Here is a 22,439-nt window from a genome sequence, read left to right as displayed (position 1 = left end):
GCGTTCTGGCGCTGCGACCGCGCCGCCCTATATCGGGCGACCACGACAGCCGGAGGAACGGGTTATGAAAGCGGTTCGGATCTATCACTATGGCGGCCCCGATACGCTGACATACGAGGAGGACGTTCCGGAACCCGCGGTCGGTCCGGACACCGTGCTGGTCGAGACGACCGCGACGAGCGTCAATCCGATCGACTGGAAGGTGCGGTCCGGCGCGCGGCAGAAGGACTTCCCGCTCGACCTGCCGGCGATCCTCGGCCGGGACGTCAGCGGCGTCGTGGTTGCGGTCGGACGCGACGTGCGGAGCTGCAAGCCGGGCGACCGGGTGATCGCGCTGGCGGACGCGACCTATGCGACGCACGTCGCGGTGCCGAGTGCGCTGGTGACGCAGCTGCCCGACGGAGTCGATCCGGTCGACGCCGCGGCGATCCCGCTCGTGGCGCTGACCGGGGACCAGCTCGTCCGGCGTGCGACGCGCGCGGAGGCGGGGCAGACGATCCTGGTCAGCGGTGCGCTCGGCAGCGTCGGGCGGGCTGCGGTGCATGCCGCGTTGAAGCTCGGCGCGAAAGTGATCGTCGGCGTACGCGGCCGGCAGCTGGCGGAAGCGGAGGCGCTGGGCGCGCACGCCGCGGTGGCGCTCGACGACGACGATGCCCTGGCGCAGCTCGAGCCTGTCGACGGCGTCGCGGATACGGTCGGTGGTGCTATTGCGGCGAAGCTGCTCGGCAAGGTGAAGCCCGGCGGCCGGTTCGGCTACGCCTCGGTGCTGCCGGAGGAGGCGAAGGCGCCGTCCGTCACGATCAGCCGCGTGTTCGCAGAACCCGACCCCGTCACGTTGCGCGCGTTTGCCGAGGACGTCCGTGACGGAAAGTTCGTCCTGCCGATCAGCCAGCGCCTGCCATTGCAGGAGACGGCGAGCGCGCACGAGCGGCTAGAGAAGGGCGGGGGCGGCAAGATCGTGCTGATCCCGTAAGCCCTGCGGGCCCGGGATATCAGCGATCGGTACCGAAGCGCGTGCCAGTGCGTTTCGAGCAGGCTTGCGGTGGAGTTGGAGTGATCGATGGCGCGTATCATCTATGTCGAGGACGACGATCTGGCGGGCGAACTGGTGCGCGACGTCCTCACCCAAGCCGGCCATCTGGTCGGCGTGATCGGCCACGGCACGCTGGCGTACGAGACGATCGCGTTCAAGAAGCCCGATCTCGTCATCCTCGACCGGTCACTGCCCGGCATGCCGGGAATGGAGATCCTCAGGCGCCTGCGACAGACGCCCGAGACCTATCTGACCCCCATCCTGATGCTGACCGCGAAACGCGGCAATTCGCTGGCCGACGAGGCGATCGAGGCGGGTGCGGACGATTATCTGGTCAAGCCGTTCCAGCCGGAAGATCTGGTCCAGCGCGTCGAGGCGGCGCTGGTGTCGAAGAAGTTCACGGCCGACCGGCGAGTGCGCCGGCCCTAGGGTATGGCGGCTAGCGGACCGCCGCCCGGGCCTTGTGCTTGGTGAGCAGCTCCTCGACGCGGAAGACGAATTCCTCCGGGTCGAAGGGCTTGCGCATATAGTCGTCGGCCCCTGCGAACATCGCCAGTTCCTCGTCCTTCGCGCCGCGGCGACCCGTGAGCATCATCACGGGCAGGTCGGCGAGCCCGATGGTATTGCGCAACTCGCGCAGCACCAGCACGCCCGACAGGCCCGGCATGTTGCAGTCGAGCACCAGCAGGTCGGGCCGCTTCGCCTTCACCACGCGCAACGCGTCGGTCCCGTCGCCGACCAGTCCTGCGCCATGGCCATGCGCGACCAGTGCGTCGCAGGCGATCTGGCCCATGATCTCGTCGTCGTCCGCTATGATAATCCGCGCCACAAGTTGTACCTTTGTCGTCGATAGTCGAGGGACGCCAAGGCCCCGCGACATCAACGCGTCGGATCACGCTGCGTTGCGTAACAGGGCCGCACCGGCCACGATGCGCGCGGATCGTTCGTCCTCGGGCCAGTCGGACATTCCGTCCTCGAGCTCGCTGGCCCGGTCGCCGAGCGCGGTCTCGCCGAACATGCCAGCCGTGCCGGCGAGCTTGTGAAGCAGGCCTGCGGCGTCCTCCAGTTCGGCGTCGGTGAAGGTGCCGCGCCGGACCAGCGTGTCGATATGTTCGAGCGTGCGGGCGCGGTGTTCGGCATATTTGTCGCGGACCGCCGCGCTCGGCTGGAACTTGGCGGCGGGCGGGCAGGTCGGCTGCGTCGTGGCGGGGCGCGACCAGCGATCCACCGCGGCCAGCAACGCCTCCATCGACACCGGCTTGGCGACATGGTCGTCCATCCCGGCGGCGCGGCAGCTGTCGAGGTCGGCGGCAAAGGCATTGGCGGTCAGTGCCACGATCGGCAGCCGGCGCTGCCCCGCGGGCTCGGCCGCCCGGATCGCGCGCGTCGCCGCCAGGCCGTCCATCACCGGCATCTGCATGTCCATCAGCACGAGGTCGAACGGCGTGCCGGCCGCGACGCTCTCGCGCACCGCATCGACCGCCGCCTGGCCGTCCTGGACCAGCACGACGCTGTGGCCGCCATGCGCGAGCATCGCTCGGACCAGCAGCTGGTTGACCTCGTGATCCTCGGCAAGCAGCACGCGGCTCGGTGCGGCGCTGGTGTGGGGGGGCGTGCTGCTGTCCGGCGTCGGCGTCGGCTGGGTCCGCGCGATCGCGGCCGGCAGCATCAGCGTGACGGCGGTGCCTTGCCCGACGACGCTGTCGACGAGGATGCGGCCGCCCATCAGCGTCGCCAGCCGGTTGCTGATCGCGAGTCCCAGCCCGGTGCCGCCATAGCGGCGCGTGATCGAATGATCCGCCTGGACGAATTCCTCGAAGATCGCGCTCTGGCGATCGGGCGCGATGCCGATGCCGGTGTCGCGCACGGTGATCGCCAGCCATGGCTCGCCATGATCCTCGGTCAGTTCGACGCACAGCGCGACCGAGCCCTGCGCGGTGAACTTGATCGCGTTGCCGACCAGGTTGAGCACGACCTGCCGCACGCGCAGCCCGTCGCCGATCACGAAGCGCGGCACGTCGTCCGCTACCGTCACGTCGAACGCGAGATGCTTCTGCGCGGCACCGGGGGCGAGCAGCTTGCCGCACGCGCGCACCGCATGCGGCAGGTCGAACGGCTCGGCGACGACGTCGAGCTGCCCGGCCTCGATCTTCGACAGGTCGAGGATGTCGTTGAGCAGCTTCATCATCGTCTTGCCGCTGTCGGCGATCAGCCCCGCGTCGCGGCGTTGCCCGGGCGTCAGGTCGCTGGCGAGCAGCAGCTCGGCAAAGCCAATGACGCCGTTCATGGGCGTCCGGATCTCGTGGCTCATATTGGCGAGGAACCCGGCCTTGGCGACCGACGCGGCTTCCGCGGCGGCCTTGGCGGCGGTGAGTTCGGCCTCGATCGCGACCTGGTCCGACACGTCGCGCCATACGGTGATGACGCACGGCGCCCCGTCGACATCGGTCAGGCGCGAACTCGCCTCGATCCAGGCATAGTTCCCGTCCGCGCGGCACAGCCGGAACCGGACGGACGTCGGTGATCGGCCTGCGCTGGCGTGCAGCTTGATTCGATAGGCATCGATCGCCTCCTTGTCGTCGGGATGCATGCGCTCCTTGGGCCGCGTGCCGACCATGTCCTCGGGTGAGGTGCCGAGGATCGCGGTCGAGGCGGGGGACATGAACAGGATGACGCCGTCCAGGTCGATCAGCGCGATCATGTCGCTGGCCTGTTCGGTGATCAGGCGGAACCGCGCCTCGCTGTCGCGCCGTGCCGCTTCCGACAGCGCACGCTCGGTCACGTCCTGGAACACGCCGAACATCGCGACCATCTCGCCGGCGTCGTCGAGCTCGACCTGACCCTGCGCGACGACGTGCCGGGTGCGGCCGTCGGCGCCGATCAACCGCGCCTCCCATTCGAAGCCACGCTTCTCTGCGATCGCGGCGTTCAGCTCCGCCTCGATCCGGGCGCGATCGTCGGGATGGTAGAAGTCCACTGCTGCGGCGAGCGGCGGCGGCGTACCGACCGGCAGCCCGTGGATGTTGAACACCTCGTCCGACCAGATCACGTTGCCGCTCGCGATCTCGAACCGCCAATGCCCGATCGAGGCGATCGCGCCGGCCATGCCGAACAGCCTATTGGCCTCGCGAACCTGCAGGAACGCGGCGGCGGTGCGGGCTTCCAGCCGCTTGCGCTCGGTGACGTCGCGGATCGTGCCGTAGCTGCCGACGACCCGGTTGTCGCCGTCGCGCAGGATGCCGACATTGACTGCGGCCCAGCGCACGCCGTCGGCGTTCGCGAACTGCACCTCGGCATGGCCGATGGCGTCGGCAGAGGTCTGCGCGTCGCGGGCCGCCGCCTCCAGCTTCGGCCGGTCCGCCTCCAGCACGGCGAGGTTCGAGGGCTGGCCGAGGCTGTCGGCGATTTCGCGGCCCGTCAGGCGGACCCAGGCGTCGCTCAGGAACGTCCAGTTGCCCCGAACGTCGGTCTCGAAGACGACGTCCTGCGACCGCTCGACGATCCGCCGGTGCCGCGCCTCGCTCGATTCGAGCGCGAGCAGCAGCTTGCGGGTCTGCCCCAGCGACCCGGCGACGGGCAGCGACATCAGCACGGTGGCGGCGAGGTAGAGCTGGAAGAACTGGAAGCGACCGGCCTTGGTCAGCGACGTCATCATCACCGGGCCATGGCCGCTGGTCGTCGCGGCCCAGCCGATGATCGCGACCATGCCGATCGACAGCGCGGCACCGCGGCGCCCCAGCTTGAACGTCGCGAGCAACACCGGCAGCGCGGGCAGGAAGAGCAGCGGCAGGCTTTCCTGCATGAACACCGCCGCCGTCGTGACCGCGACCGCCAGCAACAGGATGCCGCCTTCGCCGACGAGCTGGTCCCCGAGCGCCGCCCGGGTGCCGCGCCGCGTCCGTTCGGTGAGCATCGCGACGATCGGCATCGCGATCAGCATGCCGAGCCCGCGCCCGACGACCCAGTCGATATAGATCGGCGCCCATGCCCGCCCGAAGGCCAGCCAGGCGGTCGCCGCCGCGATGACCCCGCTGGCCATCGGCGCGGCGATCCCCGCCACCGCCGCAAAGATGAGCACCGACTTGGACGAGGCGAAATAATCAGGGTCGGGAAGCAGGTAGCGCAGCACCGCGGCGGCCAGCACCGCCTCCAGGATGCTGGCGATGCCGAATATCGGCGACGCCCAGAGCACGGGGCCGAACAGCACGCTCGCCGCCATCGACGCGACGGCGGTCCACAGCAGCGCGGCGGGCCAGCGTGCGTACCGCGTCCGGCACAGATATGCGAGCAACGGCGCGTTCGCGACCCAGAGCAGCGCGACGCCGCCGTTGAACCGGGTCAGCATGATCGCGGCGGACGCCAGCACGAAAAAGCCGATCGCCAACCTGAATTCCTTGGCGTTTCTCACCGTCGCATACTCCCGTCCACAGAGCCCGGCGGTACCCATTAATAGTTAATATCGTTCAACCGTCTCGCCATCCGCGCTCGCGGGACGGTATGGCGGATGCGAACCGCGCGGCTGTACTGGGGCCGACGCTGCGACACGAAAGGCCGAGGATGACAGTGTACACGCTCGACGGACGGACGCCCGAACTTGCCGACCCGGCCAGCGTCTATGTCGCGCCCGGCGCGCATGTGATCGGGCAGGTGCGGTTGGGGCGCGACGCGTCGGTCTGGTTCGGCGCGGTGCTGCGCGGCGACAACGACCTGATCGCGATCGGCGACCGCAGCAACGTGCAGGACAATGCGGTGGTGCACGCCGATGCCGGCGCGCCGGTGACGATCGGGTCCGACTGCACGATCGGGCACCGCGCGATCGTCCACGGCGCGACCGTCGGTGACGGGACGCTGGTCGGGATGGGCGCGACTCTTCTCAACGGCGCGGTGATCGGGCGGAATTGCCTGGTCGGCGCGAACGCGCTGGTGACCGAGGGGAAGAGCTTTCCGGACGGCGCGCTGATCGTGGGGGCGCCCGCGCGGCTGGTGCGCATGCTCACCGAGACCGAGATCGCGGGGCTGCAAGTCTCGGCGGATATCTATGTCGCCAACGGGAAGCGCTTTGCGGCGGGCCTCGATGCCCGGTAACGGCCTGGTCGCAGCGCTGCAGGGCATCGTCGGCGCACGCCATGTCTTGACCGGCGCGGATCGGACCCGCCGCTACGTCCATGGCTATCGCTTCGGCAGCGGCGAGGCGATCGCAGTGGTCCAGCCGGGCAGCCTGGTCGAGCAATGGCGCGTGCTGAAGGCGTGCGTCGCCGCCGACGTCATCGTCATCCTGCAGGCGGCGAACACCGGTCTGACGGGGGGCTCGACCCCGCATGGCGACTATGACCGCGACGTCGTGGTGATCAGCACGACGCGGATGGTCGGCGCGCACCTGATCGACGAGGGCCGTCAGGTCGTGTGCCTGCCGGGCGCGACGCTCTACGATCTCGAACGCCAGCTGAAGCCGCTCGGGCGCGAGCCGCATTCGGTGATCGGGTCGTCGTGTATCGGCGCATCGGTGTTCGGCGGGGTCTGCAACAATTCGGGGGGCGCGCTGGTACGGCGGGGCCCCGTGTTCACCGAACTCGCGCTGTTCGCGCGGGTCGATGCCGACGGCGTGCTACGGCTGGTCAATCATCTCGGCATCGACCTGCCAGACGATCCCGAGGCGGCGCTGGCGGCGGTCGAGGCGCGTGGCTTCAGCGACGCCGACGTGCGGCACGATCCGGCCAAGCGCGCGTCCGACCATGACTATGGCCGCCATGTCCGCTGCATCGACGAGCCGACGCCGGCGCGCTTCAACGCCGATGCCGGGCGGCTGCACGAGGCGTCGGGGAGTGCGGGGCATCTGGCGCTGTTCGCTGTCCGGCTCGACACGTTCGAGCGCGAGCCCGAGACCGCGGTGTTCTACATCGGTACCAACGATCCCGCCGAGCTGACCGCGATCCGCCGCGACATCCTTGGCGGGTTCGACAGCCTGCCGGTCGCGGGCGAATATATGCACCGCACCGCGTTCGACATCGCGGAGGTCTACGGCAAGGACACGTTCCTCGCGATCACGCATTTCGGCACCGACCGGCTGCCGCGCTTCTTCGACTTGAAGGCGCGGTTCGATGGCGCGGCGGGCAAGCTGCCCTGGGTCGGGCAGGGGCTCAGCGACCGCGTGCTGCAACGACTGTCGCGGCTGTTCCCCAGCCATCTGCCCAAGCGGATGACCGACTATCGCGACCGCTTCGCGCATCACCTGATGCTGCGGATGGCAGGCCCGGGGATCGAGGAGGCGCGGCACTATTTCGCGCGCTTCCCGTCGGCGACTGGCGACGTCTTCGAATGTACGCCGGAGGAGGGGACCAAGGCGTTCCTGCACCGCTTCGCCGCGGCAGGTGCGGCTGTCCGCTACCGCGCGGTGCATGCCGACACCGTCGAGGACATCGTCGCGCTCGACATCGCGCTGCCGCGCAACGACCGCGACTGGTTCGAGACTCTACCCGCGGAGATCGAGGCGCCGATCCTCCACGCGCTGTATTACGGGCATTTCTTCTGCCACGTGTTCCACCAGGATTATATCGTCGCGAAGGGGACCGACCCGGTCGACCTGGAGCACCGCATGTTGGCGCTGCTCGACGCGCGCGGCGCGGAATATCCGGCCGAACATAATGTCGGGCATCTCTACAAGGCGAAGCCCGTGCTGGTCGATTTCTACCGGACGCTCGATCCGTGCAACCAGCTAAACCCGGGGATCGGCCAGACATCGCGCAAGAAGGGCTGGGGCTAGGGGGCGAGCTGCACGCCGGATCCCGGATCGCGCGTACAGAATCTATCGAAACGCGATCCGGGCACCGGAGAATCCTCCGGTGCCCGGTGCGGTTGGCGTTACGCTACTGCGGGCGTGCCTCGGACATGGCCCGATGCCAGGTCGAAGCGGTCAGCGTTCATGACCTTGGTCCAGGCCCAGACGAAGTCCTTGACGAACTTCGGACCCGCATCGGCCGAGGCATAGACCTCCGCCAGCGCGCGAAGCTGCGAGTTTGCGCCGAACACCAGGTCGGTGCGCGAGGCTGTCCACTTTTCCTCGCCGGTTTCGCGCAGCGTGCCGAGATATTCCTCGTCGCTGTCGTCGCTGATCTGCTTCCACGCGGTCTGCATGTCGAGCAGGTTCACGAAGAAGTCGTTGGTCAACTGGCCCTTGCGGTCGGTGAATACGCCGTGCTTCTCGGCCTTGGGGTGGTTGGCGCCGAGGACACGCAGGCCCCCGACCAGCGCCGCCATCTCGGGCGGGCTGAGGCCGAGCAACTGGGCCCGATCGACCAGCAGTTCCTCGGTCGGAACGCTGAACTTGACCGAGAGATAGTTGCGGAAGCCGTCGGCCTTGGGCTCGAGCACGTCGAAGCTCTCGGCATCTGTCTGCTCGGCCGATGCGTCGGTGCGACCCGGCGTGAACGGCACCTCGACCGGATGGCCTGCTGCCTTGGCAGCCGCCTCGATGCCGACAGACCCACCGAGCACGATCAGATCGGCGATCGACACCTTCTTGCCGCCAGACGCGTCGACACCGCCGCCACCCTTGCCGTCGAACTCGGCCTTGATGCCTTCATAGATACCGAGGACCTTGGCGAGCTGCTCGGGCTGATTGACCTCCCAGTCCTTCTGCGGGGCCAGGCGGATGCGTGCACCGTTGGCGCCGCCCCGATGGTCCGACCGACGATAGGTCGAGGCCGAGGCCCAGGCTGTCGTCACCAGCTCGGCAACCGAAAGCCCCGAATTGGCGATCGCCTGCTTGAGGGCGGGGACGTCGCTCTCGTCGATCTGCGCATAGTCGGCAGCGGGGATCGGATCCTGCCAGATCAGGTCTTCGGCCGGAACCTCGGGTCCGAGATACCGGACCTTGGGACCCATGTCGCGGTGAGTAAGCTTGAACCAGGCGCGGGCGAAGGCATCGGCGAACGCCGCCGGGTCCTTCTGGAACCGCTTGCTGATCTCGAGATACTTGGCGTCCTTCTTGAGTGCCATGTCCGCGGTCGTCATCATCGTCGGGACCTTGACGCCGGGCGTATGGGCCTTGGGCGCAAGCGTTTCCTCGGGATTGCCGACCGGCTGCCACTGGTGCGCACCTGCCGGGCTCTTCACGAGCTCGTACTCGTGGTCGAGCAGCATGTCCCAATAGGTCTGGTCCCAGGTGATCGGCGTCGGCGTCCAGGCGCCTTCGATCCCCGAAGTGATCGTGTCGTCGCCAAGGCCGGTGCCGTGCGTCGAGACCCAGCCCATGCCCTGGGTCGCGATGTCCGCGCCTTCGGGCTCGACACCGACGAGTGACGCATCACCCGCACCGTGCGCCTTGCCGAAGGTATGGCCACCGGCGGTCAGCGCGACGGTCTCCTCGTCGTTCATGCCCATGCGGGCGAACGTCTCGCGCATGTCGCGTGCCGAGCCGAGCGGGTTCGGGCAGCCGCCGGGACCCTCGGGATTGACGTAGATGAGGCCGAGCTGGATCGCGGCGAGCGGGTTCTCGAGCGCCTTGCCCGCTTCCTCGTCGATGCGGGTCTGGCCGAGCCATTCTTCCTCGGTGCCCCAGTAGATGTCCTTCATCGGCTCGAACACGTCCTCGCGTCCGCCACCGAAGCCGAACACCGGGCCGCCCATCGATTCGATCGCGACGTTGCCCGCCATGATGAACAGATCGGCCCAGCTGAGCTTCTGGCCGTACTTCGACTTGATCGGCCACAACAGGCGGCGCGCCTTGTCGAGATTGCCGTTGTCCGGCCACGAGTTGAGCGGCGCGAAGCGCTGCGAGCCCGAGGACGAGCCGCCGCGACCATCGCCGGTGCGATAGGTGCCGGCCGAGTGCCAAGCCATGCGGATGAAGAACGGGCCGTAATGCCCGTAATCGGCCGGCCACCAGGGCTGGCTGTCGGTCATCAGCGCGACCAGGTCCTGCTTCACGGCGGCATAGTCGAGGCTGTTGAACGCCGCGGCATAATCGAAGTCGTCGCCCATCGGATTGCCCGACAGGCCGTTCTGCTGAAGAATTTCGAGGCTCAGCTGGTTCGGCCACCAATCGCGGTTGGTGCGGCCGAGCAGCGTGCGCATCGCAGCGGGCTCCTTGCCGGGGTCGCTGAGCGGACTGCCTTCGGTGATTGCGTCCATGATCCTGTCTCCTGTCGTTCTGAACCTTTGGTATGGGCCATCTGACGTGACCTAGGAAACGACTTAAACTCGTCGGTCTAAGCGATGCAATCGATCAAGCGTCGATATCTTCCGGTTCCGGCCGCGGCGGATGGAGGCGCAGGCGATTGACGCGGCGCTCGTCGGCGTCCGTCACTTCCAGCATCCAGCCGCTGGGATGCGCGACGCATTCGCCAACCTGCGGGACATGCCCGGCGAGCAGCGCGGCGAGGCCCCCCAGCGTGTCGATATCGCCATCGACCTCGGCCAGGCGCGCGTCGATCAGCTCGGCGGCATCCTCCAATTCGGCGCGCGCATCGGCCTCCCAGGCACCGCCGTCGAGCGGGGTCATCAACACCTGCGGCGCGTCGTCATGCTCGTCCTCGACCTCGCCGACGATTTCCTCGATCAGGTCCTCGAAGGTGACGAGGCCCTCGGTCCCCGAATATTCGTCGAGCACGATCGTCAGGTGGACATGCTTCTGGCGCATGTCGGCCAGCAGATCGAGCGCACCGCGCGACATCGGCGCGTAGAGCGGCTCGCGGATCAGCCCGGCGATCGACGCGGGATGCTCCGCGCCGGTGGCCAGGATGTTGAAGACGTCCTTGATGTGGACCATGCCGATGATCGTATCGAGATTGTCGCGGTAGACCGGCAGGCGGCTATGCCCGGCATCGGCGAACAGCGCGACGAGGTCGGCGAACGGCGTCGCTTCCTCGACCGCGACGATGTCGGCGCGGGGGACGCCGACGTCGCCCGCGTCGCGTTCGCTGAAGTGGAGCAGGTTGCGGACCATCTGCCGCTCGAGCGGGGTCAGGTCGCCCTTCGCGTCGGGGGCGGGGTCGCCTTCGTGGCGGTCGATCGCATCCTCGAGCTGGTCGCGCAGCGATTCGTCCTGCGCACCGAAGATCAGGCTCTTCAGCCCGCGCCAGATACTGTCGTTACTGTCGCCGGGCGCGGCGTTGGGGGCTTCGGCCATTGCGGTCGTTCAGTCCTCGCGAATGAGATACGGGTCGTGCAGGCCAAGAGCGTTGAGCGCATCGCGTTCGATCTGCTCCATGCCATCGGCCTCGTCGTCGTCGATGTGATCATAGCCTAGCAGATGCAGCACGCCGTGCACTATCAGATGTGTCGCGTGATCCTCGACCGAGATGCCGCGCTCGACAGCTTCGGCGACGCAGACCCCGTGCGCGAGGACGATGTCGCCGAGCAGCACCTCGCCGTCGTCCGAATTCTGCGTGATGGTTTCGAGCAGGTCGGCCTGGACCATCGGGAAGCTGAGGACGTTGGTCGGCTTGTCCTTCTGGCGATACTGGTTGTTGAGCGTATGGACCTCGTCGTCCGAGGTCAGCCGGATCGAGATTTCCACCGTCGAGGGCAGGGTGAGCAACTGGCCATGCGGCGTGCGCTCGATCGCGGCGGTGGCGGCACGGAGCGCGAGCGCGTCCCAGTCGGTCGCGTCGGACCAGGGTGGGTCGAAGGAGAGTTCGATGGCGAGCATGGGGTTCCTTCAGGCCAAGTCGGTCAGGGCGAAATCGTCGCCCTTGTAGAGAAGTTCCGCGCCGTTCGTCTTGGCGCAGGCATAGGCGAAGCAATCGCCCATGTTTAGACGGGCGGGGTGGCGGCCCTTGCCGTAGCGATCATGCGCGTCGAGGGCGGCCTTGCCCTGGGCACCACCGATCCCGACATTCCCGATCGCATAGGTTTGCAAGAAGTCCGCGACCAGGCCTCGCGCTTCATCGAGATCGACGCCTCGCACATTCATCATTCCGCGAGACGCTTCCCATACGGCAATGGCCGATGTTCGCGGTTCGGGCTCCCATTCCAGCCGGTCTAACAGCGATCCAGCTTCGGGCTCGCGGGCTATGATCGCGACGATCGCCGACGCGTCGAGAAGCAGGCTCACACGTCGCCCGACAGTTCATCATAAAACGCTTTGTCGGCCTTCAACCCCGTGGGCAGCGGCAACGGATGCTCCGCCCAGAACTTCACCATACGCTCTGGTGCCTTTTTCCCCAGATCAAGGCGCAGCTCATAATCCTCGATCGCGAGCGCGACGATCTCTGCCATCGGCGTGCCGCGTTCGTCGGCGATCCGGGCGATCTTGCGTACGACCTCCTCGTCCTCGACGAGGAAGGGGGCGGACAGGGCCTGCGCCTGCGCGCGGGTGGTCGGACGGGAGGGGGCGTTCATGGCTGCTCCTTCAGGCCTCGTTCCCCTCATACGCCGCGACAATCCGGCCGACAATGGGATGGCGGACCACGTCGCCCGCGGTGAAGCGGCAGATCGAGAGGGCCTCGACGCCTTCCAGTCGGGTCACCGCGTCGTTGAGTCCCGAGGCGCCGACGCCGCCGGGGATATCGACCTGCTTGGGATCGCCGCAGATGACCATGCGGCTGTTCTCGCCGAAACGGGTCAGGAACATCTTCATCTGCGCCGGCGTGGTGTTCTGCGCTTCGTCGAGGATGATGAACGCATCCGCCAGCGTGCGGCCGCGCATGAACGCGATCGGGGCGATCTCGATCTCGCCGCTTGCGATGCGGCGCTCGACCTGCTCGGCGGGCAGGCAGTCGTTGAGCGCGTCGTACAGGGGGCGGAGATAGGGATCGACCTTCTCCTTCATGTCGCCGGGCAGGAAGCCCAGTTTCTCGCCCGCCTCGACCGCGGGGCGCGACAGGATCAGCCGCTGGATGCTGCCGGTGATGAGCTGCTGCACCGCCTGCGCGACGGCGATGTAGGTCTTGCCGGTGCCCGCGGGTCCGAGCGCGAAGATGATGTCGTTGTTGACCAGCTCGCGCATATAGTGCGCCTGTGCGGGCGTCCGCGGGACGATCGTCTTCTTGCGCGTGCGGATCATGATCGGGGGGGCGCCACCGCCCCCCGCATCGGCGCGGATGATCCCGGTGAGCGTCGGCTCGGTCGCCATCGCGATCGAGGCGTCGACGAGGCCGGTGTCGACATCCTCGCCGCGCTGGATCCGTGCGTAGAGGTCGTGAAGCACGTCGCGCGCCATCGCGACCTGTTCGGCGGTGCCCTCGAGACCGATCTTGTTGCCGCGCGCGGTGATGTAGACGCCGAGCCGGTTTTCGAGCGCGACCAGGTTCTGGTCGTACTGGCCGAAGAGACGGGAGAGGATCTGCGGCTTGTCGAACAGGAGTTCGACGCGGCTGCGTTCGCCGGACTGGGCGGGGACGGGCTTGCGGCTCATGCGGTCCTTTCGGGAGACGGGCGCGAATGTCGAGAATGTCGAGACGATAGCGGGGTTTGTGCGTCTGAGATGAGGGGCGCGGGCGACGCGTTCAACCGGCGCCCGTGGGCGCGGTGAAAAAGCTCGGAGTCGCGCGGGCGCAGCTGCATCGTGTGCGAGTCTGGCAGGTGGAAGGGGCGGAGGACAGGAAATTCTCGGCTGAGCGCACGGGTGTTCAATCCTCCCCCGCAAGGGGGAGGTGGCACGCGCAGCGTGACGGAGGGGGCGGTAGGGAAACGTGCGTTACGTGTCCTCCCCCTCCGTCGCCTTTGGCGCCACCTCCCCCTGGCGGGTGAGGATTGGGTTCTCGCTCAGGCCGCAGCGCGCATCGCCAGCACGCCCGCCAGGCTGTTCGGATCGGCGCGCATCAGATCGACCGAAACCAGATCGCCGATCGCCGCGTCGGTGATCAGGTGGACCGACTGCAGCCAGGGCGACTTGCCGATCAGCTGGCCGGGCAGTTTCCCCGGCCGTTCGAGCAGCACGTCGCAGGTCCGCCCGACGCTGGCCGCGTTAAACGCCTGCTGGTCGCGGTTGAGCGCCGCCTGGAGGCGCTGGAGGCGGTCGTCCATGACCGCTTCCGAAATCTCGTCGGTCATGGTCGCGGCGGGGGTGCCAGGGCGCGCGCTGTACTTGAAGCTGTACGCCTGCGCGTAGCCGACCGCGTCGACCAGGCTCAGCGTATCGGCGAAATCCTCTTCGGTCTCGCCGGGGAAGCCGACGATGAAGTCGCCCGACAGCGCGATGTCGGGACGCACCGCGCGGACGCGGTCGAGCAGGCGCAGATAGTCGTCGCGGCCGTGGCTGCGGTTCATCGCTTTCAGGATGCGCGTGCTGCCCGACTGCACCGGCAAATGGAGGAACGGCATCAGACTCTCGACGTCGCCATGCGCGTCGATCAGGCCCTGGCGCATGTCGTTGGGGTGGCTGGTGGTGTAGCGGATCCGGGCGAGGCCGGGGATGTGGTCGAGCGTGCGGATCAGGTTGTGCAGGCCCTTTCCGTCATCGTCCCACGCGTTAACGTTCTGGCCGAGCAGCGTGATCTCGCGCGCGCCGGCATCGACCAAGGCTTTCGCCTCGTCGACGATCGCCGCGAACGGACGGCTGACCTCGGCACCGCGGGTGTAGGGGACGACGCAATAGGTGCAGAACTTGTCACAGCCTTCCTGCACGGTCAGGAACGCCGACGGGCTGACCTTCCGACGCGCCGGCAGCGCCCCGAACTTCGACAGCACCGGCATGTCGGTGTCGAGCGAGGGCGTACCCTCCGCGGCCTTTGCCACGAGCGCGGGGAGGTTGTGATAGGCCTGCGGGCCGACCACGACGTCGACCTTGGCGCGCGCGAAGATCTCGGGCCCCTCGGCCTGCGCGACGCAGCCGGCGACCGCGATCATCGGCGTCTTGCCGTGCTTCCGCAGCCGGCCGATGTCCGAATAGACCTTCTCTGTCGCGCGCTCGCGGATGTGACACGTGTTGAGAACGACGAGATCGGCGTCGGCGGCGTCGGCCTGGGTAAGGCCGTCGGCGGCCATGAGCTCGGCCATCCGCTCGCCGTCATAGACGTTCATCTGGCAGCCGAAGGATTTGACGTGAAATGTTTTGGGGGCGGACATGGGGCCCCCTCTATCAAATCCTCCCCTGCAAGGGGAGGGGGACCAGCGAAGCTGGTGGAGGGGTGTCTCGCCATCGATAGGGCGACACCCCTCCGTCATCGCTACGCGATGCCACCTCCCCTTGCAGGGGAGGATTTAGATGCCCTCGATCCGTCGGCGTGCCTCCACGGCGATCGCCTTGCGGCTGCCATAGTCCTCGGGCGCGAAGGGGTCGCAGAAGTGGAGCGTCGCTGCGAAGCTCCCTTTGCGTCCCAGTACGCGCAGCGCATGGTCCTTGCCGTGTTCGTCACCGACCCAGGCGAGGTCTGTCGTCGCATCGCCGTAGTCGATGCGGACCGGCTGGACGCGGATGCCGGGCGGCGGCGGATCGAGTGCGGCGAGCAGCGACGCCTTGAACGGGGCGAGCGCGAGTCCGTCGCCGGTCGTGCCTTCGGGGAACAGCGTCACCGGCCAGTCGGCAGCCAGCGTGTCGCGGATCTGCGCGATCTGGTCGGCGACGCCCAGCCGGTCGCCGCGGCTCACGAAGATCGTGTGGTTCATGCGGCAGAGCCAGCCGACCAGCGGTACGGTCGCAAGCTCCGACTTTGCGATGAACGCCGTGCCGGTGCTGCCTGCGAGCAGGAGGATGTCGATCCAGCTCAGATGATTGGACACGATCACGACGCGGTGCGTCAGCGGCGTACCGACGATCCGCGGGCGAGCCCCGACGATGCGCGCGACGAGGCCGAGGAAACGCCGCGGCCAGGGCGAGCGACGGCCGAACAGCCGCCAGGCGTAATGGAGCGGGAGCGCGGCCAGCAGTGTCGTGAGCAGCGCGGTCAGGCGGAGAGCGAGGCGGATGCGTGCCATCACGCCCAAACTACGTCACCCCAGCGCAGGCTGGGGTCTCCCGGTTCGGGCCACGGCGATCCTTAACGGGAAGACCCCAGCCTTCGCTGGGGTGACGGGGAAGGGAACGCGCGTGACGGATGGGGAAGCCCGGGTGCCCGCCGGGGGCGTTGGAATGGCGGCATCCGCTCGCCGCCAGCATCGGGCGTCAGTCCTTGCGCGCGAGGCTGACGCCGTACAATTCCATCCGGTGGTCGACCAGGCGGAAGCCGAGCTTCTCGGCGATCGCCTTTTGCAGCTGTTCGAGTTCGGGATCGACGAACTCGATCACCTTGCCCGTCTCGACATCGATCAGATGGTCGTGATGCGCCTCGGGCGCGGGCTCGTAGCGCGCGCGGCCGTCGCCGAAATCGTGGCGGTCGAGGATCCCGGCCTCCTCGAACAGGCGGACGGTGCGATAGACGGTGGCGATCGAGATGCCGCGGTCGATCGCGCTGGCGCGCTCGTACACCTTTTCGACATCGGGATGATCCTCCGCCTCGGACAGGACGCGCGCGATGACGCGACGCTGTTCGGTGATGCGCAAGCCCTTCTGATTGCAGAGCGCTTCGAGGTCGATTTTACGTGGCATGATATTCCCTAACCGCCCCCCCATGTAGGCGCGAACGGCTGTTGCGAAAAGGGATACCGACTCGCAATAAGCCGGTACCGGGACGGTCAGGTCTAAAGCGAGCGCGAATAGGTGTGCGCGTCGTGCGCCTGGCCCGTCTTGCTGCGATAATAGGCGCGGCGCTCGCCGACCTTGGCGAAGCCGTTGCCGGTGTAGAGCCGGACCGCCTCGTTTCCTGCGCGCACCTCGAGATGCAGCGTCGCGACGCCCGCAGCGCGGCAGTCCGCCTCGACGCTCCGAAGGAGAGCGGAACCGACCCCGCGGCGGCGAAAGTCGGGGGCGACGCCGAGCAGCAGCAATTCGGCCTCGTCGGCGACGCTGCGCGTCATCGCGAACCCCGCGGGCGCGTCGTCGACGAGCGCGAGCGTCAGCCGGACGCCGGGCATCGCCATGACGCCCAGGCACTGGCTGCGCGTCCACGCCTCGCCGAAGCGCGGGTCGAACGCCGCCTGCATCAGCACGTCGACGAGCGCGATGTCGCGCGCGTCTCCGGCACGCAGCATGATGGTCCGGGTCGCCATCAGCGTATGGCGGCGGGCTTTGGCAGCGACGGCTTGGCGTCGGGCGCGCGGCCATAGATCGGGCGCGCGGGCAGCGCGGTGAGCGCGGCCGGCAGCAGGATGGCATCCGCGGCGTCGGGCAGAGTCTCCGTCACGCCGGAATCGGGTTCGGACGAATCGGCCAGCCAGCGCAGGCCGTTGCCGACCGCGGGGAGCGATCCGACTGCCACGCGCGCCGCGTCGGGCTTCAGCGACGCGAGGTCCGCGTGCGGCGACAGATCGGCGGAGAAGGCCTGCATGAAGACCTCGCCATGCCCGCCTTCCATGACCACTGCAATATCGGGATTATACGTGTCGGGATCCGCGTCGGGGCGGTTGCGGAACGCGGCGGCGGCGACGAGCGGGAGGGAGGAGTAGCCGCTGACGCTGACCCCCCAGCCGAGCGCGAGGCCGCGCGCGGCGGCGATGCCGACGCGGACGCCGGTGAAGCTGCCGGGGCCGACATCGACCAGGACATGGTCGGCGCGACCGCCGTCCGGCAGCGCGGCGATCATCGGGATCAGCCGTTCGGCATGGCCGCGGCCGACGATCTCGTGCGCGCGCGCGACGACCCGGCCGGAGTCGATCAGCGCGACCGAGCAGGCGGCGGTGGCGGTTTCGATGACGAGCGTGCGCATGGTATTTCCGTCACAGCAAAATCGGCCGACCGCAATGGCCGTTGTTCCGGCCCTTCGTCGCCCCAGCGAAGGCTGGCGTCTTCCCGTGGCGGGTGCTGCGGCCCGAACCGGGAGACCCCAGCCTTCGCTGGGGTGACGACGAGAGGGGTGTGCCCGGCGGGTAGCGTAAGGCGGCGGCGTTATGCGATCGTGTTGAACTTCTCGAAGGCCGGCCGCGGCAGGCGGTCGTAGACGCTCGCCGGGTCGCCGTGGCCGAGCGTCGAGATGAAGTTCGTGCGCACCGCCGGGGTGTCGTGGAAGAACGCGGCGTCGACCACGCCTGCGTCGAACCCCGACATCGGACCGGTGTCTAGCCCGAGCATCCGTGCCGCGATGATGAAATACGCGCCCTGCAGCGTCGAGTTGCGGAACGCCGACGCCGCGCGGAGTTCGGCATTGCCGTCGAACCAGGCCTTGGCGTCGGTGTGCGGGAACAGCTCGGGCAGATGCTCGTGGAAATTGGTGTCCATGCCGATGATCACCGACACCGGCGCGCTGAGAATCTTCGGCTTGTTCTGCGCGCTGCACGCCTCGGCGAGCTTCTGCTTGGCGGCATCGGTGGTCACCCAGACGAGCCGCGCGGGCAGCTGGTTCGCCGAGGTGGGGCCCCATTTCATCAGGTCCCAGATCGCGTGCAGCTCGGACTCGGCGACGGGCTGGTCGGTATAGCCATTATAGCTGCGAGCGGTGCGGAAGACGGTGTCCAGTGCGGTATCGTCAAGCATCAGACGGCTCTCACTTCGGTGACTTCGGGGACATAGTATTTCAGCAGCTGCTCGATGCCGTTCTTGAGCGTCGCGCTCGACGACGGGCAGCCGGCGCACGCGCCCTGGAGCTGCAGGAACACCTTGCCCTTGTCGAAGCCGCGATAGACGATGTCGCCGCCGTCATTGGCGACCGCGGGGCGGACGCGCGTGTCGATCAGTTCGCGGATCTGCGCGACGATGTCGGCATCGGCCGGGTCGTCGGAGAGCACGGGTTCGTCGCTCGGCACCGAGAAGCCGGCGGTTGCAGGCCGGAACAGCGGCATGCCGGCGGAGAAATGATCGAGCAGGATCGCGAGGATGTCAGGCTTGAGGTCCGACCAGGCCACGCCGGGCGCTGCGGTGACCGAGACGAAGTCGCGGCCGAAGAACACGCCGGTGACGTCGCCCAGCCCGAAGATCGCATCGGCGAGCGAACTCGCCTCGGCCTCTTCGGGGGTCGCGAAGTCGCGCGTCCCCGACTCCATGACGGTGCGTCCGGGCAGGAACTTCAGCGTCTGCGGGTTCGGGGTGGATTCTGTTTCGATCAGCATGACGGTCATGTGGCGCGGGCGCGCGGGCGGATCAAGCGCGGAAGGGGAAACGGTTTCTTTCCGGAGGGCAACGGGGGGCGATGTCTTCGGAAGACTCGCTGTCCGTCGCCCCCCTCCGCCGCCCCCGCCGCCCGCCGCCGCCCGCCGCCCGCCGCCCCGCCCGTCGCCCCGTCCGTCGCCTTGGTCCGTCGCCCCCCCTCACTTCCGTCACCCCAGCGAAGGCTGGGGTCTCTGTGGGGCAGGTGCCGCGACCCGAACCGGGAGACCCCAGCCTTCGCTGGGGTGACGGGAAAAGGCAGGGGGGAAGAAGGGAAAGGGAAAGGGGTAGGGCAGCGGCGGTGGCGAAGGCAGGCGCGTCGGACGCGAGCCCGCAACGCTGGCGGTTCGACCGCGCGCCCGCTACACAGCGGCGCATGGTGTCTTTCCCCCGCGCGCTCGGCGCTCCGCTGCTGTTCCCCCTCCTGCTAGGCCTGGCGATCCCCGCCATCGGGCAATCGGGCGGGCAATCCGGCACGCAGCTCGCCCCCGCGCCGGCGCCGGCGCCCGCCGCTCCCGCGCCGGCATCGGCGCCTGCCGCCGCCGCGAAGGAAGCGCCGACGCTGCCCGAGCTGGCGGGCATCGACACGACCGCCTGGCTCTACAAGGGCAGCGACCTGACACGCGATGCGGACTGGAAGTTCGGCACGCTGCCCAACGGCCTGCGCTTCGCGGTGCGCAAGAACGGCGTGCCCCCCGGCCAGGTGTCGGTGCGCGTGCGGATCGACGCGGGGTCGCTCAACGAGACCGACGACGAGCGCGGCTATGCGCATTTCATCGAACATCTGTCGTTCCGCGGCTCGCTCTACGTCCCCGACGGCGAGGCCAAGCGGGTGTGGCAGCGGTTCGGCGCGACCTTCGGGTCGGACACCAACGCCCAGACCACGCCGACCGCGACGACGTTCAAGCTCGACCTGCCGTCCGCGACCGAAACCGGGCTCGACGAGAGCCTGAAGATCATGTCGGGGATGATGGAACAGCCGGTGATCACCGACGCCGCGGTCGCCGCCGAGCGCCCGGTGGTGCTCGCCGAGCAGCGCGAGCAGCCCGGACCCCAGGTCCGCTATGGCGACGCGATCCGCAAGACGCTGTTCACCGGGCAGCGACTCGCCGACCGTTCGCCGATCGGCAACATCTCGACGCTGCAGGCCGCGACCGGCGCCAGCGTGAAGGCGTTCCACGACCGCTGGTACCGCCCCGAAAACGCCGTCGTGATCATCTCGGGCGACATGGACCCGGCGCTGTTCGGGCGGCTGATCGTCAAGAATTTCGCGAACTGGAAGGGCATCGGTCCCAAGGTCCCCGCGCCCGATTTTGGCAAGCCCGATCCCAAGGCCCCGACCTCGGGGACGATCGCGGAGGCGGCGATCCCCGCGGTGGTGACGATGGCCGTCGTCCGCCCGTGGGAATACAAGGACGACACCGTCAAGATGAACCAGGAGCGACTGGTCGACACGCTGGCGACGCGGCTGATCAGCCGGCGGCTCGAGACACGCGCGCGTGCCGGGGGCAGCTTCCTGCAGGCGAGCGTCTCGATCGACGACGTGTCGCGCTCGGCGAACCTGACGAGCGTCAACATCGTGCCGATCGGCGACGACTGGGCGGCGGCGTTGAAGGACGTCCGCGCGGTGATCGCCGACGCCGAGACGACCGCGCCGAGCCAAGCCGAAGTCGACCGCGAATATGCCGATTTCGACACGATCATGCGCACGTCCGTCGAGACCGCGCGCGTCGAGGCCGGGTCGAAACAGGCCGACGACATGGTCGGCGCGCTCGACATCCGCGAGACGGTGGCGTCCCCGCAGACCTCGTACGAGGTGTTGACGAGCGCGAAGGCGAAGGGGATGTTCACCCCGGCGACCTTGCTCGCCTCGACCAAGCGAATCTTCGAGGAGGGCGTGACGCGCGCGCTGGTCAACACCCGCGTCCCCGACGACGGCGCCGCGGCCAAGCTCGCGACCGCGCTCAGCGTCGATGTAAAGGGGCTGGCCGGCAAGCGGCGCGCCCAGGCCTCGGTCGACTTCTCGAAGCTGCCGGCGCTCGGCAAGCCCGGAGCGGTCGCGTCGCGCACCCCGATCCCGCAGTTCGGGATGGAACAGGTGCAGTTCGCGAACGGCACCCGGTTGCTGCTGTTCCCCAACGAGGGCGAGACCGGCCGCGTCTATGTCCGCGTGCGGTTCGGCGGCGGTTATTCCGCGCTGCCGTCGAACCGGCAGACGCCGGCCTGGGCGGCCGACCTCGCGCTGGTCGCGGGCGGCATCGGCAAGCTCGACCAGGGCGATCTCGATCAGCTGACCGCAGGACGGCGGATGGGGCTCGATTTCGACATCGACGACGACGCGTTCGTGCTCGCGGGGATGACCTCGCCGAAGGATTACGCCGACCAGCTGCGGCTGATGGCGGCGAAGCTCGCGGTGCCTGGCTGGGATCCGGCACCGGTGGCGCGCGCGCGGGCGGCCGCGCTCGCCGGGTTCGCCGGCTATGACTCGTCGCCCGACGGCGTGCTGTCGCGCGATCTCGAAGGGTTGCTGCGCGCGGGCGATCCGCGCTGGAGCACGCCGTCCAAGGCGACGGTCGAAGCGCTGAACGCCAAGGACTTCCGCGCCTTCTGGGAACCGCTGCTCAAGACCGGTCCGATCGAGGTGTCGGTGTTCGGCGACATCAAGAGCGAGGACGCGGTCGCGGCTGTGGCGAAGAGCTTCGGCGCCATGAAGCCGCGCGCCGCGACGCCGCTGATCTCGGCCCCGGTCGGCTTCCCCGCGCACAACGCGGCGCCGGTGATGCGCACGCATACCGGCCCCGAAAACCAGGCGGCGGCGGTGATCGCCTGGCCGACCGCAGGCGGCATCGACCAGATCGCCGAGAGCCGCCGGCTCGACCTGTTGGCTCGGGTGTTCAGCGACCGGCTGTTCGAGCGACTGCGCCAGGCGGCGGGCGCGAGCTACAGCCCCAACGTGGCGAGCCAGTGGCCGGTGGGGATGACGACCGGCGGACGGCTGATCGCGATCGGCCAGATCGCGCCGGACAAGGTCGGCTTCTTCTTCGAGATCGCGCGCAAGATCGCCGCCGAACTGGCGTCGCAGCCGATCCCGGCGGACGAGCTCGACCGCATCCGCAAGCCGATGGGCCAGTATATCATGCGCGCCTCGACCGCGAGCCCGTTCTGGCTGCAGCAGCTGGGCGGCGCGACCTATGATCCCAAGCGCTTCGACGCGACGCAGCGGATCGCCAGCGACCTGATCGCGACGACGCCGGCGGACCTGCAGGCGACCGCGGCCAAGTGGCTGCGGCCGGACAAGGACTGGACGATGGCGGTGGTACCGGCGGCGGTGCCGAAGAAGTAGGGGTAGCG

General features: G+C 68.5%; 20 protein-coding genes. 5 read left to right on the top strand and 15 right to left on the bottom strand.

What is annotated here, in order from left to right:
- The first annotated feature begins 64 nt into the window (after positions 1-64).
- Complete coding sequence (locus FSB78_RS12140) at positions 65-973, top strand: NADP-dependent oxidoreductase (RefSeq protein ID WP_147082892.1); 909 nt, start codon at positions 65-67, stop codon at positions 971-973.
- A gap of 87 nt (positions 974-1,060) precedes the next feature.
- Positions 1,061-1,462: a response regulator transcription factor gene (locus FSB78_RS12135; RefSeq protein ID WP_147082891.1), complete on the top strand. Its 402-nt coding sequence runs from the start codon at positions 1,061-1,063 to the stop codon at positions 1,460-1,462.
- Between the two features lie 10 nt (positions 1,463-1,472).
- On the opposite strand, the gene FSB78_RS12130 is transcribed toward FSB78_RS12135, so the two are convergent.
- A complete protein-coding gene (locus tag FSB78_RS12130) occupies positions 1,473-1,862 on the bottom strand; it encodes a response regulator transcription factor (RefSeq protein WP_242008242.1) in 390 nt (129 codons plus the stop codon).
- Between the two features lie 63 nt (positions 1,863-1,925).
- The gene (locus tag FSB78_RS12125; RefSeq protein ID WP_158638008.1) at positions 1,926-5,417 is read right to left on the bottom strand and encodes a PAS domain S-box protein; all 3,492 of its coding nucleotides are present in this window, start codon (positions 5,415-5,417) and stop codon (positions 1,926-1,928) included.
- Positions 5,418-5,590: 173 nt separating this feature from the next.
- Between FSB78_RS12125 and FSB78_RS12120 the strand changes: the two genes are divergently transcribed.
- Positions 5,591-6,118: a gamma carbonic anhydrase family protein gene (locus tag FSB78_RS12120; RefSeq protein ID WP_147082888.1), complete on the top strand. Its 528-nt coding sequence runs from the start codon at positions 5,591-5,593 to the stop codon at positions 6,116-6,118.
- Complete coding sequence (gene dld / locus FSB78_RS12115; protein ID WP_199743173.1) at positions 6,108-7,793, top strand: D-lactate dehydrogenase; 1,686 nt, start codon at positions 6,108-6,110, stop codon at positions 7,791-7,793. The genes FSB78_RS12120 and dld overlap by 11 nt, the downstream gene beginning before the upstream one ends.
- A 98-nt stretch (positions 7,794-7,891) precedes the next feature.
- Here dld and katG read toward each other — a convergent pair whose 3' ends face one another.
- From katG to FSB78_RS12050, 13 genes are all read right to left on the bottom strand, one after another.
- Positions 7,892-10,162 (bottom strand): catalase/peroxidase HPI, encoded by a 2,271-nt coding sequence (katG, locus tag FSB78_RS12110; protein ID WP_147082886.1) that lies wholly within the window; start codon positions 10,160-10,162, stop codon positions 7,892-7,894.
- Positions 10,163-10,256: 94 nt separating this feature from the next.
- Positions 10,257-11,159 carry a hemolysin family protein gene (locus FSB78_RS12105; RefSeq protein WP_147082885.1) on the bottom strand — a complete coding sequence of 301 codons (903 nt, stop codon included), beginning with the start codon at positions 11,157-11,159 and terminating at the stop codon, positions 10,257-10,259.
- Between the two features lie 9 nt (positions 11,160-11,168).
- Entirely contained in the window at positions 11,169-11,681 is a 513-nt protein-coding gene (gene ybeY, locus FSB78_RS12100) for an rRNA maturation RNase YbeY (RefSeq protein WP_147082884.1), read from the bottom strand.
- A gap of 9 nt (positions 11,682-11,690) precedes the next feature.
- The gene (locus FSB78_RS12095; RefSeq protein ID WP_147082883.1) at positions 11,691-12,086 is read right to left on the bottom strand and encodes a type II toxin-antitoxin system VapC family toxin; all 396 of its coding nucleotides are present in this window, start codon (positions 12,084-12,086) and stop codon (positions 11,691-11,693) included.
- A complete protein-coding gene (locus FSB78_RS12090) occupies positions 12,083-12,373 on the bottom strand; it encodes a hypothetical protein (protein WP_147082882.1) in 291 nt (96 codons plus the stop codon). Before FSB78_RS12090 ends, FSB78_RS12095 begins: the two co-directional genes overlap by 4 nt.
- A gap of 10 nt (positions 12,374-12,383) precedes the next feature.
- A complete protein-coding gene (locus tag FSB78_RS12085; protein WP_147082881.1) occupies positions 12,384-13,388 on the bottom strand; it encodes a PhoH family protein in 1,005 nt (334 codons plus the stop codon).
- Positions 13,389-13,738: 350 nt separating this feature from the next.
- Entirely contained in the window at positions 13,739-15,040 is a 1,302-nt protein-coding gene (gene miaB / locus FSB78_RS12080; RefSeq protein ID WP_147082880.1) for a tRNA (N6-isopentenyl adenosine(37)-C2)-methylthiotransferase MiaB, read from the bottom strand.
- 135 nt (positions 15,041-15,175) lie between these two features.
- Positions 15,176-15,889 carry a lysophospholipid acyltransferase family protein gene (locus tag FSB78_RS12075; protein WP_242008241.1) on the bottom strand — a complete coding sequence of 238 codons (714 nt, stop codon included), beginning with the start codon at positions 15,887-15,889 and terminating at the stop codon, positions 15,176-15,178.
- Between the two features lie 187 nt (positions 15,890-16,076).
- Positions 16,077-16,499: a Fur family transcriptional regulator gene (locus FSB78_RS12070; protein ID WP_147082878.1), complete on the bottom strand. Its 423-nt coding sequence runs from the start codon at positions 16,497-16,499 to the stop codon at positions 16,077-16,079.
- A gap of 92 nt (positions 16,500-16,591) precedes the next feature.
- Entirely contained in the window at positions 16,592-17,059 is a 468-nt protein-coding gene (locus FSB78_RS12065) for a GNAT family N-acetyltransferase (RefSeq protein WP_147082877.1), read from the bottom strand.
- The gene (tsaB, locus tag FSB78_RS12060) at positions 17,059-17,715 is read right to left on the bottom strand and encodes a tRNA (adenosine(37)-N6)-threonylcarbamoyltransferase complex dimerization subunit type 1 TsaB (protein ID WP_147082876.1); all 657 of its coding nucleotides are present in this window, start codon (positions 17,713-17,715) and stop codon (positions 17,059-17,061) included. Before tsaB ends, FSB78_RS12065 begins: the two co-directional genes overlap by 1 nt.
- 179 nt (positions 17,716-17,894) lie before the next feature.
- Positions 17,895-18,479 (bottom strand): malonic semialdehyde reductase, encoded by a 585-nt coding sequence (locus FSB78_RS12055; protein ID WP_147082875.1) that lies wholly within the window; start codon positions 18,477-18,479, stop codon positions 17,895-17,897.
- Positions 18,479-19,051, bottom strand: a complete 573-nt coding sequence (locus FSB78_RS12050; protein ID WP_147082874.1) for a NifU family protein — start codon at positions 19,049-19,051, stop codon at positions 18,479-18,481. The genes FSB78_RS12055 and FSB78_RS12050 overlap by 1 nt, the downstream gene beginning before the upstream one ends.
- 413 nt (positions 19,052-19,464) lie before the next feature.
- On the opposite strand from FSB78_RS12050, the gene FSB78_RS12045 reads away from it, so the two are divergent.
- Positions 19,465-22,431, top strand: coding sequence for a M16 family metallopeptidase (locus FSB78_RS12045; RefSeq protein WP_147082873.1), 2,967 nt, complete (start codon positions 19,465-19,467; stop codon positions 22,429-22,431).
- Positions 22,432-22,439 lie beyond the last annotated feature (8 nt).

The sequence above is a fragment of the Sphingomonas ginsenosidivorax genome (assembly GCF_007995065.1).
Taxonomy (GTDB): domain Bacteria; phylum Pseudomonadota; class Alphaproteobacteria; order Sphingomonadales; family Sphingomonadaceae; genus Sphingomonas; species Sphingomonas ginsenosidivorax.
This window is presented reverse-complemented; position numbering and strand designations above follow the sequence as displayed.